General features: G+C 36.6%; 13 protein-coding genes. 10 read left to right on the top strand and 3 right to left on the bottom strand.

Annotation, left to right across the window (positions count from 1 at the left end; all coding sequences use genetic code 11):
* The first annotated feature begins 152 nt into the window (after window positions 1-152).
* Window positions 153-1,100 carry a DUF6807 domain-containing protein gene (locus ACYVHJ_RS23480; protein WP_460520062.1) on the top strand — a complete coding sequence of 316 codons (948 nt, stop codon included), beginning with the start codon at window positions 153-155 and terminating at the stop codon, window positions 1,098-1,100.
* A gap of 107 nt (window positions 1,101-1,207) precedes the next feature.
* On the opposite strand, the gene ACYVHJ_RS23475 is transcribed toward ACYVHJ_RS23480, so the two are convergent.
* From ACYVHJ_RS23475 to ACYVHJ_RS23465, 3 genes are all read right to left on the bottom strand, one after another.
* Window positions 1,208-1,543: a hypothetical protein gene (locus ACYVHJ_RS23475; protein ID WP_339905388.1), complete on the bottom strand. Its 336-nt coding sequence runs from the start codon at window positions 1,541-1,543 to the stop codon at window positions 1,208-1,210.
* 557 nt (window positions 1,544-2,100) lie between these two features.
* On the bottom strand, window positions 2,101-2,760 hold the full coding sequence (locus ACYVHJ_RS23470; RefSeq protein WP_460520057.1) for a hypothetical protein: 660 nt from the start codon (window positions 2,758-2,760) through the stop codon (window positions 2,101-2,103).
* Window positions 2,757-3,362, bottom strand: coding sequence for an outer membrane beta-barrel protein (locus ACYVHJ_RS23465; protein ID WP_460520054.1), 606 nt, complete (start codon window positions 3,360-3,362; stop codon window positions 2,757-2,759). Before ACYVHJ_RS23465 ends, ACYVHJ_RS23470 begins: the two co-directional genes overlap by 4 nt.
* Before the next feature lie 433 nt (window positions 3,363-3,795).
* Between ACYVHJ_RS23465 and argS the strand changes: the two genes are divergently transcribed.
* From argS to hisC, 9 genes are all read left to right on the top strand, one after another.
* Window positions 3,796-5,586 carry an arginine--tRNA ligase gene (gene argS / locus ACYVHJ_RS23460; protein ID WP_460520051.1) on the top strand — a complete coding sequence of 597 codons (1,791 nt, stop codon included), beginning with the start codon at window positions 3,796-3,798 and terminating at the stop codon, window positions 5,584-5,586.
* Window positions 5,587-5,588: 2 nt separating this feature from the next.
* Window positions 5,589-6,194 (top strand): glutathione peroxidase, encoded by a 606-nt coding sequence (locus ACYVHJ_RS23455; RefSeq protein ID WP_460520048.1) that lies wholly within the window; start codon window positions 5,589-5,591, stop codon window positions 6,192-6,194.
* Window positions 6,195-6,291: 97 nt separating this feature from the next.
* Window positions 6,292-7,203, top strand: coding sequence for a 1,4-dihydroxy-2-naphthoate polyprenyltransferase (locus ACYVHJ_RS23450; RefSeq protein WP_460520383.1), 912 nt, complete (start codon window positions 6,292-6,294; stop codon window positions 7,201-7,203).
* 84 nt (window positions 7,204-7,287) lie between these two features.
* Window positions 7,288-8,136: a universal stress protein gene (locus ACYVHJ_RS23445; protein WP_460520045.1), complete on the top strand. Its 849-nt coding sequence runs from the start codon at window positions 7,288-7,290 to the stop codon at window positions 8,134-8,136.
* Between the two features lie 14 nt (window positions 8,137-8,150).
* Window positions 8,151-8,507, top strand: a complete 357-nt coding sequence (locus tag ACYVHJ_RS23440; RefSeq protein WP_303612308.1) for a translation initiation factor — start codon at window positions 8,151-8,153, stop codon at window positions 8,505-8,507.
* Between the two features lie 226 nt (window positions 8,508-8,733).
* Window positions 8,734-9,978 carry a Rossmann-fold NAD(P)-binding domain-containing protein gene (locus ACYVHJ_RS23435; protein WP_339905127.1) on the top strand — a complete coding sequence of 415 codons (1,245 nt, stop codon included), beginning with the start codon at window positions 8,734-8,736 and terminating at the stop codon, window positions 9,976-9,978.
* A gap of 610 nt (window positions 9,979-10,588) precedes the next feature.
* Complete coding sequence (gene hisG, locus ACYVHJ_RS23430; protein WP_460520040.1) at window positions 10,589-11,449, top strand: ATP phosphoribosyltransferase; 861 nt, start codon at window positions 10,589-10,591, stop codon at window positions 11,447-11,449.
* Window positions 11,450-11,531: 82 nt separating this feature from the next.
* On the top strand, window positions 11,532-12,836 hold the full coding sequence (gene hisD, locus ACYVHJ_RS23425; protein WP_460520037.1) for a histidinol dehydrogenase: 1,305 nt from the start codon (window positions 11,532-11,534) through the stop codon (window positions 12,834-12,836).
* Window positions 12,826-13,896 carry a histidinol-phosphate transaminase gene (hisC, locus tag ACYVHJ_RS23420; RefSeq protein ID WP_460520034.1) on the top strand — a complete coding sequence of 357 codons (1,071 nt, stop codon included), beginning with the start codon at window positions 12,826-12,828 and terminating at the stop codon, window positions 13,894-13,896. The genes hisD and hisC overlap by 11 nt, the downstream gene beginning before the upstream one ends.
* The last annotated feature ends 10 nt before the right edge of the window (window positions 13,897-13,906 follow it).

The raw sequence follows: 13,906 nt of genomic DNA, 5'->3' as shown, positions 1-13,906 counted from the left end.
TCTTCCCATCACAAATATGCCTGGCCTTTGGCATCTAAGCTAACACCTTTTACCCAAACTATATTATTTTCTTTTTCCTCTAATGAAATAGACACTTGGTTAGCTCAGGCTTATCATTTACATTTATAAACAACTAACCATTTTATTTTCAGATGAAATCCCTATTTATTGCATCAAGTACCTTTTTCCTAATTACAGCTATATTCCTATTTGCCGAAGTACCTTCAGCTGCTGCACAAATTCTTACTTTTGAAGAAAAGGAAGATGGGGTATTGTTACTTTCAGACGGAAAGCCAAGGTTTTTTTACCAAAAGGAAATGATTAGCCTTAATGGAGAATACCCAAGGGCCAACTACCTTCACCCGGTTTTCGACACCAAAGGCGAGATCGTTACGGAAGACTTCCCTGATGACCATTTACATCACAGAGGAATTTTTTGGACCTGGCACCAACTATGGATAGATGATTTGAGAATTGCAGATCCATGGATTAGCGATGGTGTTGAATGGGATGTAAAAAAAATCAAAACAGAAATCCATCCAAACAATTCTGCAACCATAGCTGTCAAAGTAATATGGAAAGCCAATAAAATTTCAAATAAGAAGATTATTGAAGAAAATACCACCATCACCTACCAACCTACTGGAAATCAAGTCTACAAAATAACTTTTGACATTACCCTAAAACCGCTTGTTTCCGGTGTGCGTATAGGTGGATCAGAGGATGCAAAAGGTTATGGAGGGTTCTCTCCGAGGCTAAAATTATCAGAAACTGTAGGCTTTTATGATGAAAACGGCACAGTAACTCCAGACAATTTACCCGTCTCTGCAGGTGATTGGATCAATATCACAAAAAAGGAGCCTAATGATCCGGGGGTAGTGATCATGGGTGAACCTGATCAACTCCCCTCCTATCAAGGATGGATCCTTAGAAAGAGAAACAGCATGCAAAACATGGCTTTCCCCGGTAAGGAACCCATCTTGCTAAGTAAAAAAGAACCTTTACATTTCAGAAACCAATTGCTCATTCATCAAGGGTTGTCAATAAGGGAGATTAACAATCAATACAGAATATTTAGAAACCAAAACCCCAATAATTAATAAACCATTGTTTGATTTCTTTGGGTGAAATAAAAAAAGCAGTGGCCATAGACCACTGCTTTTTTTGCAATTAGGTTAGATATAATAGATTATTAAATCTGAAATATTTACTTATTTACCGGTTCCAATGGGGCTTTCATTTTCAAAATTTCTTTACCCATGGCATCAAATTTCTTTTTGATTTCTTCACCGGGTGTATTGGATTCAAACTTCACCAGATAATTTACCATACTTTCTTCGGTCACTCGATGTGCTTCTGAAATCTTCAGGTCTTTCAATTCCAAATCATTTTGAATCGCTTCTTTTACCTTCTCAGGAAGGTTTTCCGGATCAATTTTGGTTGTTTCCTGGTACCATTCTTGAGAAAGTGGTGTTACAGTAGTTCCTGCATTTGCAAAAGCAAATACACACATTGCGGCGGCACTTAAAATTAACTTTTTCATAATTTGGATATTTATGGTTAAAATAATAGTTAAATAAACAATACTATTCACGTATTATTTACAACTATTCTTAGCCAATACTGATGCCAAATAATAATTAAAAGATGAAATTTTACTTAAATAGGGCTTTAAAGCAATTTTAAGCAGTGTTTTAAAAAAGTATTTGAAAACTTGTTAGCACCAATGAATTCAAAATATGTGGAGCCAAAACCACACACTGTAAATAACATTAACATTTTATACACAAATACATAAAAGGCATATTTATTATTTAAAAAGCATATTTTTAATTTGAAAAGTTAAATTGATTGAACTTTAGAAATAGAGATATAGTGGAAAAATTAAAAACGCCATCGCTATTTTACCGTATTTTTAAGGTTTAAAATTAAATTAGTCCTAATCCCTGAACTGAAATTAATGGTTAATCAGATTCACTTAACCGGATAACTAACTTTGGATCATTTGAGACAGCAAAATTAATAGTAGACTTTAAGCCCCTCCTATCTAAAAAGGGGCATCACTTATTTGATCCAACTGATCACTACTATTTATATTATTCAAAAGTAATACCTTACTGCCAGGCTTGGTTGGTCCAGAAATCCATCTAATTCCAGCCCCCATCCATTGTCTTGGTAATTATTATTTTGACCATCCCATATGCGTTTATTACCAATCCTATAGAATTGGCCTTCAATAAATATTAATTCAAAGCTAAATTTTTCATTGGGAAAATAAGCCAGTCCCAAATTCCCAAACAGGCCAAATTGATTTACTTTCTGCCGGGAAAAATTAACTCCCTCTCCATCCTCAATTACTGATTCTGTAAAATTATCAGTCCAAGAATACCTGAGTCCATAGGTGCCTATCATAAACAACTTGGGGCGAATTTCAATGTGTTTTCTCAATCCCACAAAAACATCCCATTCTTTTCTTTCCCACCCAGAAGAATTGGGATTTTGGTTGAACCTTTTATTTCTCCTTTTATAAAAACTACCACCACCTATGATACTGAGCCGATCTTTAATAAAATAAGAATAGCTAGGTGTTAAACTGAAGGAATCATTCTGTTGGTTTTCTTGATCAGGTAAATCTACAGATCTATCACTCCATCCGAATTCCAAGCCCACAGAATGATTTCCTTGCGAAATCTGGGCATTTGCCTCTTGACCCATGGAATAAAACCCCAAGCAAACAAAAAAGATTAAGAACTTTTTCATTGGTCTTTTTGATTAATAAAATAAATGATTCCTATGCTGTTGGCGGTAATTAAATCTAAAGCAAACCGTGTATCATCATATTCCTGATTTGCTCCTGAAGAATTATATGACTTATGATAAACCAGACCACCCAAAGTAGCTTCTACCATCCATTTGGGGCTAATTTTATAGGATGCTCCAGGGGATAAAGATAATCCAAATGATCTGGGCTTATTTTCCTCTTCAAAGGATGAATTATAGGTGGCTTTGGGTTCTAAAAAAAAGTAAAAATTATCGACCACCGGAAAATATCTTCTAAAAAAAAGGCCTATACCGCCTGAAACTGTATTGGAACTGATTTTCTCGTTATTTGATGTAATGTTTTTATTCCAATAAAGATTAACCTGAGGATTGATGCCGATGACAGACAAGTCACTAATAAAGTAACCAAAATTTGGACTAAGGTTTATAGCGAGATAGGTGGAACGGTTTGTAGTTGAACTCTCTGCCTTATTTAGGGAAAGCCCAAAATTCCCCCCAACATACCGATCTCCTTTTTCAAATTGCGCAAAAGCAGTAGAGATCCCGGAAATAAAAATGAGCAATAAGAGACAGTGTTTCATATTATAGACCTGGTTAAACTTTATGAATTTTATTACTTATTTAGTTAGGTAAAGCTAATCGCATTTTATTACGAAATACTTAGTCTTATAGTTGTGGATTGTTACTGATTTTTTCTTTCTTAACGTTATAATTCTGTAATAGCTCTTTGCCCCAAAACATTCCAAGGTTTGGGATCAAGGGAAAATCAGTTGACATCCTCTTTTTAGCCTATTAATGCTATTTAATAAATCTATCCATTAAGTCCCTAGTTTTCAAATGCTTTGGCTTCAAGTATAAGAAGTGAAAATTCTCCCTCCCACTCTCCAGTTTCATATCAAGCATAGCAAGTGGTTATCGTCTAAAACCCTCTCCATATAATTTAAGCCCAGCCCTCTCCTCTTTGAAAGGAAAACCTTATATTTGCGCCTCGATAATTAGGAAGTAATTGATACCATGGAAATACAAGAAAGCATATTAAAGACAATAGCCGAGGCCTTTGAGCAACTATTTAATCATAAGGTAGAAAGTGAAGACCTAAGCCTTCAAGCTACCAGAAAAGAATTTGAAGGTAGTTATACTTTTGTGCTTTTCCCTTTCCTGAGGGTTACCAAAAGCTCTCCGGAACAATCCGGAGAAAAAATCGGTAATTTTTTAAAAGAAAATCACCCTTCTGTTGCTGATTTTAATGTAGTGAAAGGCTTTCTTAACATCAGTCTCTCCTCTGCTTTTTGGATTGAGCTTTTGTCAAAAATGAGGGAAGAAAAAGCCCCGGGTCATTTTGAACCTAGAAATCAGAAGGTGATGGTAGAATATAGTTCTCCAAACACCAACAAACCCCTTCACTTGGGACACTTACGAAATAATTTTCTTGGCTTTTCTGTTTCCAATATTCTCAGCGCCTATGGTTATGAGGTAATTAAAACCAACCTTGTAAATGACCGAGGAATACATATTTGCAAGTCCATGGTGGCTTACCAGAAATTGGGAAATGAGGAGACTCCGGAAATGGCCGGGATGAAAGGAGATCATTTGGTAGGCAAGTATTATGTTTTATTTGACCAAGCCTACAAAAAACAAATAACGGAACTTGTGGCCACAGGGAAGACAGAAGAAGAGGCCAAAAAGGAAGCCCCTTGGATGAAAGAAGCGCAGGACTTATTGGTCAAATGGGAACAAGGAGATGAAGAGACAGTTACCCTTTGGAAAAAATTAAACAATTGGGTTTACGATGGCTTCAATGAAACCTATAATAAAATGCGGGTGTCATTTGACCAGTATTATTATGAATCCGACACCTACTTGCTAGGAAAAGACATTGTAACGGAAGGCTTAGAGAAAAAAGTTTTCTTTAAAAAAGAAAATGGTTCTGTGTGGGCTGATCTGAGCGATCAGGGCCTGGACGAAAAGCTGGTATTAAGAGCAGATGGAACCTCTGTATACATGACCCAAGATATGGGTACTGCAGACCTTAAGTTTAAAGACCATGGCATAGACAAATCTGTTTATGTAGTAGGCAATGAGCAAGATTATCATTTTGAGGTTTTGTTCAAGATCATGCAGTTATTGGAGCGTCCGTATGCCAACAATTTGCATCACCTTTCTTATGGAATGGTTGACTTACCTTCAGGCAAGATGAAGTCCCGAGAGGGAACAGTAGTGGATGCCGATGATTTGATCCAAGAAATGGTGGACACTGCTCGTACGCACACTCAAGAATTGGGTAAAATAGAAGGTTTTTCTCAGGATGAGGCAGAAAACCTCTATGAAATGCTTGGCTTAGGTGCCATCAAATACTTTTTACTGAAAGTAGATCCCAAAAAGAGAATGCTATTCAACCCTAAAGAATCTATTGAATTTCAAGGAAATACCGGACCATTTATTCAGTACACACATGCCAGAATAGCAGCCATTCTAAGAAAAGCAGACCAGATCGGTCTGGATTACCGCAGCAATAATTTTGAAGGTCTAGCATCCTTGGAGACAGTAGAAAAACAATTGGTATATATGCTTTCAGACTATTCAAAGAAAATTGCTTTGGCAGCAGAGGAGTTGTCTCCGGCTGTAATTGCACAATATTTATTTGATTTAGCCAAGGAGTACAACAGATTTTATGCAGATCTACCTATATTTAGTGAAGCAAAAAATGAAGTACAAGCCTTTAGGGTATCTTTGTCTGATCAAGTTGCAAAAACAATCAATGCAGGTATGAAGTTATTAGGTATAGATGTCCCACAAAAAATGTAACCATGAAATCAATATTCTTAGCCTTCGCAATTTCAGTGGTAGCTTTACAGTTTCCGCTGTGGAATAGCCAATCGAACATCCCTCTTAATGATCACAATATGGCAAACAACAGTATAGGGGCATTGCTCGAAAACAATAGTATTTATGATTTTACCTTAAATAATATTGATGGCAAACCTGTCAAACTTTCTGAATACAAGGGTAAAAAATTATTGCTTGTAAATGTAGCCTCCAAATGTGGGTATACTCCGCAGTATGAGGAGTTGCAAAAACTGTATGAAACATATAAGGGGAAACTAACAATTTTGGCTTTCCCCGCCAATAATTTTGGAGGCCAAGAACCGGGAACCAGTGAAGATATCAAATCTTTCTGTTCAGAGAATTATGGGGTTACTTTCCCGATTTTTGAAAAAATTTCAGTGAAAGGTGTAGACAAACACCCATTATACAGATGGCTTTCAGACAAAAAATTAAATGGCTGGAACAATGAAGAGCCTTCATGGAATTTTTGCAAATACTTTATCAATGAAAAAGGGGAATTGGTAAAGTTCTTTCCTTCAAAAGTTAAGCCAATGGATAAGGAGATTATTGAATTAATTGAAGCCTAAGTGTACTTGAATACGCCATTTCAAAAATACCCTTGACAAAATTTAGGTGAATCCCCTTTAAAAAACGCACCTACATCCTTTTACTAGCCTAAAGACAATAAAATTGACCATTTCCACCAAAAAGCAAGCTTGGATCCACGCTCTTCGATTGAGGACACTTCCCTTGGCCTTATCAAGTATATTCATGGGAAGTTTTATTGCGTATCAAAAATCCGGTTTTAGATGGTCGGTTTTGATTATGGCAGCAATTACTACCACCCTATTACAGATCTTGTCTAATCTGGCGAATGACTATGGAGACAGTGTCAATGGAGCAGACCATGAAGGTAGACAAGGGCCTATTAGAGCTGTGCAAAGCGGGCTTATCAAACCCGCAGAAATGAAGGTAGCCGTTATCATTTTTTCTATTCTTTCTTTGTTAAGTGGTTTGTGTCTCTTGTACATTGCCTTGGCGGATATTTATTTATTTTTACTATTTTTAGGCATAGGTATTTTGGCCATTGTTGCTGCAATAGCTTACACTTCCGGGAAAAGACCTTATGGATATGCCGGCTTAGGAGACATTTCAGTATTCTTGTTTTTTGGCTGTGTGGGTGTCATGGGCACCTATTATTTACACACCCTTAGCTTTGAACCAACATTGTGGTTACCCGCAGCGGCAATAGGCTTATTGAGTACAGCAGTATTAAATATAAACAATATTAGAGATATACAGTCTGATAAAGCAGCAGGTAAGCTTTCCATCCCAGTGAGAATCGGAAAAAAGGCTGCAGAAAACTACCATTGGGGATTAATCATTAGTGCCTTGGTATTACTACTGATTTTTGTGTTCATTGAACACGCCTATGGAGCTTTGGCATATCTATTGATGGCACCTTCAATATTAAAAACCGGCTGGGCTGTAGCTAAATTTGAAACTCCGGAAAAATTAGATCCCTATTTAAAAGTAATGGCAATGTCTACTTTATTTTGTGTCTTATTTTTTGGTATAGGTTGGCTGATTTTTTAATTCATCGATCTTTTTTGTGCTCATAATTGTTTACTTTTATATAGTTTAATTGATTCTTAATTTAAACAGCATCCGATCATGTCTATGAAAAGTATCTTAGTACCTTATGATTTTTCAGAAGAGGCTAATAATGCCTTTGAATTAGCACAAGAAATAGCTACCAAAGCCGCTTGCAGTCTCAAGTTGATACATATTCTAGAGATTCCAACTTCTCAAAACTTCAATACAATGGGAGAAGTAACCATGGGAGAAAACTTTTTGGATAAAACTTATATGGTTGATTTGACCGATAAAAGGAAGGAGCAATTTAAGAAGTTGGAAGAAGAACATGCAGGTAAACCCTATCAATTTAGCACAAACTTGACTTTCGGTAATCCCTATGTGGGCATAGCCGGAGAAATAGCTGAGGTTAAAGCAGATTTGGTAATTATGGGTTCTAAGGGATCCAGCGGCTTGGAAGAATTATTGATTGGTTCAAATACTGAAAAGGTGGTCAGGCATTCAGATTGCCCTGTTATTACTGTCAAAGAGAAAATTAGTGCAGATGCGATTAAGAAAATCGTCTTTGCAAGTGATTTCAGTGATAATAGCAAAAAGGTGATCAAGAAACTGAAATATTTACAAGAATTATTGGGTGCACAAATTAGACTTGTGAAAATTAACACACCTAATTCTTTTGAAAAAACCATTGTGTCGATGAAAAACATCAAAGATTTTATCAAAGAAAACAAGCTGGAAAATGCTGAAATAGATATATTCAATGGAGATAGCGAAGAAGAAGGAATCAATGAATTTGCGGAATTTGTGAATGCAGATATGATTGCGATGGCTACACATGGCAGAACAGGCTTTTTGCATTTACTGGGAGGAAGTATAGCAGAAGATGTGGTCAACAGCTCCAAAAAGCCTGTGTGGACGATGAAGTTTAAATAATAAATTGATAATAAATGGGTAGAAAAAAAAGCAATGATTGGAAAAAAAGAGATGGAGTAGTTTATTCTACCGCAGATAACTTTGATTTCGATCTGGAAAACGAGGGGAATGAAACTACGCTTCCACCCAAGCAGCAAAATTTGAAAGTAATGTTGGATAAAAAGTCCAGAGGTGGCAAACAAGTCACCCTTGTAGCTGGATTTATAGGGCAGGAAGATGATTTAAAATCCCTTGGTAAAGAATTAAAAGCGAAGTGTGGGGTAGGAGGAAATACCAAAGATGGCGAAATTCTTATTCAAGGAGACCAAAGAGAAAAAGTAATTGATTATTTGATTGGTATGGGGTATAAAGCCAAAAAGTCCGGAGGATAATTCCGGACTTTTATTTTTTGTATAGTATTCCCAAAAAGCATTTCCTCAAAAATATTTCACCGACAGAATAGACAATTTAACCGATGCCTTTTCGAGGTTAATCGACTATTTATTAGTTGCTTCTATATTATTTTTACATTTGATTACAAACTTTTAATAATCGGTAGATCCGGTAAATCTTAGAATACGTAAGTTTTTTAGCATTAAACGATAAATATAGAAAGGCATGATGGGACAGTTTAGATTATTGAGCTTTAGTACAAATTTATACAATTTGAAGAGTGATGCATTTTATTTGGACTTTGAGGAAACAAAACAGTTGATGTTAGAGCTGAAGTCATGGCCGGAGATTCAAGAATCTTTTATTCTATCCCTGCCCGAAAGGATAGAAATTTTATACTACAGTAATTTTGATTTAGAGTACAAAATTTTTGAGGCGATAACGGCCTGTAAATCCGGTACTGTTTTACCAATTAAAAGTGAATTCAACCAAACTTCTGATGAAGAAAAGTTGTTTATTCACCTTTCAGAATTGTGTTTTGGAGTGCAAGCCTCCAATTATGGGACCACTCCCTTATTTCCCCAATTTTCCCAAGCCTACGAATTTGCTGTTGATAATGGAACCATCGGAGAATATTTGGAACATTGGTGGGAAAATATAGTCAGCACCGATAAGATGCTTAAAAATCAGGTGGATTATCAATTGCCTAATTTTTCAATCTCATATATAGTATCTGATTTACTTACGGAACTGATAAACAAAGTCAAAAGACCTAAAATTGCGATCATTGGCTTCAACGCATTGAGCAAAAGAATTTACAAAAACCTTTCCAATAATGGCTACGGAAAAATAACTATTGTGGACAAAACCATAACTTCATGCCTCAATTTTAAAGGAGAAGAATTGCACAATTTCACTTTTGAACCGATGGAAAGCGTGGAAAATGTCATTGTTGATAATGACATCCTAATTTCTACTTTAGAAGATGCAGATCGATTGCTACAACTTCAATATTTTGAGCATGATTTTCTTGACACAAAGATTTTTATCGACTTATCCATTAAGAGCACTTTAACATCCGTATTAAGTGATTATGATCAGGTCATTCCTTTTAACCTGACTGATATTTATAAAATAATAGAGCAAAAGATGGAGATCAATAAAAAATGGTTAAGGAAAGCCAAGCCTATTGTTACAAAAAAGAATCAAAAATTCTTTGACTGGATGGATAACAAAAAAGCAAAAAATATGCTGGAACTGATAAAATCTTACTTGCAAGAAAATGTAAACCAAAACTTATATTCTAGGGTATTGACCTCTGACGAGCCCATGTCCAGTTTTGATTTAACCCTTTATAAAATCAACAAGATGGTCTTGAAAAAATCAATCGAAAAAATAAAGCGAAACACCCAATACAAAGACATTATCAATTATGATAAAATTGTCAATGAGTTTTACCAATACAATTAATTTATTTTAAACTATTTTTTTACTTTTAATTTTAGTCTACGGCAATAATTCAAAATTAATTTTCAACTTTTCTTTAGCTAAGCCACAGCAAAAACTTACTTTTTTACCACGGGTTTATCCCGTGGTTTTTTTGTGAATCAAACCACAATCGAGCTGGCTCAATATTTTTTTAAATGAAATGCTTATCCTGCTATCTCAGAATAGACCAATGTATTATCACCTGTATTACCTTGTAATTTAAAACTAAACTTAAGCATCATAAGTTTGATAGGGTCAAAAGACAGACTTGAATTTACTGTAATAGATCAAATTGCAAGTCCAAAGTAAGCCTTTACTTTTTCCCACACTAAACTTCTCAAAAAGAGGCTTTTTTTATCACAGTAATCAGCATTTTATTTTGCAAGTTTGCAATAGCTGACTAAATTTGCAATACTATGATGACATCAGGAAGTTTCCGCTACACCACAATATTTTTATCCCCGGCAAATGCGAATATGCATCATGCAGGTCATCATTGCTCCTAATAGCAAATCCCCCTCCCATTCATCCCTTACTCAGGGGGAAATAATCAAACGAAAACTATTCTAGTATTTATTGTATACATAATTCCATGGAAAACATTATCAGGATTGCCGTTCAAAAAAGTGGTCGTTTAAGTGACGATTCTCTTAAACTCATAAAAGAATGTGGCATTAAATTTCATAACGGCACAGGTAAATTAAAGTCTTCATCCACCAACTTTCCTATAGAATTTTTGTTTCTAAGAGATGATGATATCCCTGGATACGTAGCAGACGGAATAGCTGATTTAGGTATAGTAGGCGAAAATGAGCTGGTAGAAAAAGACAAGAATGTAAGTGTCTTAAAAAAGTTGGGTTTTTCAAAATGTCGACTTTCATTGGCAATACCTAAAGGAGAAGATTACTCCGGAATAAATTATTTTGAGGGGAAAAACATTGCTACCTCCTATCCTAAAATCCTAGGAAATTTCTTAAAAAAGGTAAACATTAATGCGGACATCCATGAAATCAGTGGTTCTGTTGAAATTGCCCCAAGTATAGGACTTGCAGAAGGCATCTGTGATATAGTCAGCTCCGGCTCCACATTAATGATGAATGGGCTTAAGGAGGTAGAAGAAATTTTTCAATCCCAAGCTGTACTAATTAGTAATAAAGACATCAATTCCGAAAAACAAGCTACTGTAGAGAAATTGCTTTTTAGAATGGGAGCTGTGCAAGAAGGCAAAAAGAACAAGTATGTTTTGCTAAACGCCCCCAACGATTCCTTGGAAAGGATCTTATCTCTAATCCCGGGAATGAGAAGTCCAACTATATTGCCTTTGGCTGAAGAAGGTTGGTCTTCAGTTCATTCAGTCATTAGTGAGGATCAATTCTGGGAGAACATTGAAGAATTAAGAAAAGCAGGAGCACAGGGTATTTTGGTTGTTCCCATCGAGAAAATGCTAATTTAGGAATCGATTGTAAACTGATGGACAATTAGCTCCCCATTCATTTTTGGGAAAGGTATTGTTCCCATTACAAAATTCAAAGCGTATGAAAATCCTGGTCAATCCAAGCAAAAAAAGTTGGAAAAAAGAACTGGCAAGGCCTGTTCAAAAAACGAAGGACATAGAAAAGATCGTGAAACCGATCATGAAAAAAGTAAAGCGTCAGGGAGACAAAGCCTTACGAAAATTTGCTTTTGAATATGATCATGTGGAAATAGATTCCATCGTGGTGGATCCTTCAGAAATAGAAAACTCAGGTAAGCATGTTGACAAATCGCTAAAGAGCGCCATAAAGACAGCCAAATCCAATATTGAAAAGTTTCACCAACTACAGGAAACACCGGACTTGAGTACTGAAATTATGGATGGGGTGACATGTATGCGAAGAAGCGTAGCTATCCAAAAGGTAGGTTTATATGTACCTGGTGGCACTGCCCCCTTGTTCTCTACGGTATTGATGCTTGGCATACCTGCAAAACTGGCCGGATGCCAAGAGATCGTGCTTTGTACTCCCCCTAATCAAAAAGGACAAGTCCACCCGGCCATATTATATGCTGCCAAACTGGTGGGCATCACCAAGGTGATTAAAGCCGGAGGAGCTCAAGCCATTGCTGCCTTAGCCTATGGTACCGAGACTGTTCCAAATGTTGATAAAATTTTTGGTCCAGGAAATCAGTATGTCACCGCCGCAAAGCAACTGGCCGCAAAAAAAGGTGTAGCCATTGATATGCCTGCAGGCCCCTCTGAGGTCCTTGTTTATGCGGATGAAACCGCCATTCCTGCATTTGTTGCTGCTGATTTACTTTCACAAGCAGAGCATGGTGCAGACAGTCAGGTGGTCTTGGTTTGCCCCACAGAAGCCATTGTAAACAAAGTGATAGAGGAGGTAGACATACAACTGAAAGAACTTCCCCGACAAAAAACGGCAGAAAAGGCTTTGAAAAATAGTTTGGCAGTGGTGATTAATGAGAGAAATACCGCCTTGGAGTTAATCAATGAATATGCTCCTGAACATCTTATCCTTAATATTGAAGATGAAGACAATGTAGTGAAAGGAATTATTAATGCCGGTTCTGTATTTATCGGCAATTACACCCCTGAGTCTGCTGGAGATTATGCCTCAGGCACCAATCACACCTTACCTACCAATGGTTATGCAAGAAGCTTTTCCGGTGTTTCTTTAGACAGTTTTGTAAAGAAGATCACATATCAGAAAATCACTGAAAAGGGATTGAAAGGATTGGGCCCTGTGATAGAGGTTATGGCTGAAAACGAACAGCTTATGGCGCACAAACAAGCAGTAAGCATACGTTTGAATTACCTAAAAAAAATAAATAATAATGGCATTTGATCTTCAGAAATTACTAAGGCCACACATTGCCTCTCTAAGGCCTTATTCCTCTGCCAGAGATGAATATACAGGGAAAGATGGCGTCTTCCTTGATGCCAATGAAAATGCTTTGGGCTCAGTTTCTAAGCAAGCCTTTAATCGCTACCCTGATCCTTACCAATCAAAACTAAAAGAAAAGTTAGGTGAAATAAAACAAGTCCTCCCTGTAAATATCTTTCTTGGTAACGGAAGTGATGAAGCCATAGATTTACTGTTCAGGGCCTTTTGTAGGCCGGGCGTAGATAATGTCATTATCATGCCACCCACTTATGGGATGTATGAAGTAAGTGCTGGTATCAATGATGTAGCAACCAAAAAAGTACCCCTTTCCGCTTCTTTTGAGATTGAGGTAGAAAAGGTATTGGAGGCTGCGGACAAATTCACGAAGATTATTTTTATTTGCTCTCCAAATAACCCTAGTGGAAATAAAGTTTTACGCCAATCCATCTATCAAATTCTTACCAATTTTGATGGTTTGGTGGTGATAGACGAGGCCTATATTGATTTCAGTGATGAACCTAGCTTCAGTTTAGAGCTAAACCATTATCCCAATATGTTCGTCATGCAGACACTTTCAAAGGCATGGGGCTTGGCCGCATTGCGTTTGGGAATGGCTTATGCGTCCAAAGAGATCATTGGTATACTTAATAAAATCAAGCCACCTTATAATATCAGTGGTTTGACCCAAGAAACCGTGTTGAAGGCCTTGGAAAACACCAAGTTATTGGAAGACATGGTAAAGGAAATATTGGTACAAAAAGAGAAGTTACAATTTGCCTTGGAACAAGTTCCTGAAGTGGAAAAGGTTTATCCTTCAGCTGCTAATTTTCTTTTGGCAAAAGTTCCGAATGCCAATCAAGTTTACCAAAAACTAATCGAAGAAAAGATTATTGTAAGAGACCGGTCAAAGGTTCAACGCTGTGAGGATTGTTTGCGTATAACAGTAGGTAATGAAGAGGAAAACAAGCAATTCATTCAGGCGTTGAAAGAGGTCCTACAAGTCCATACTAAAACCACTTGAACAAATTTAA

The organism is Cyclobacterium sediminis (assembly GCF_054781075.1).
Note: the sequence above shows the minus strand (reverse complement) of the source record. Positions and strands in the feature narration are given on the sequence as shown.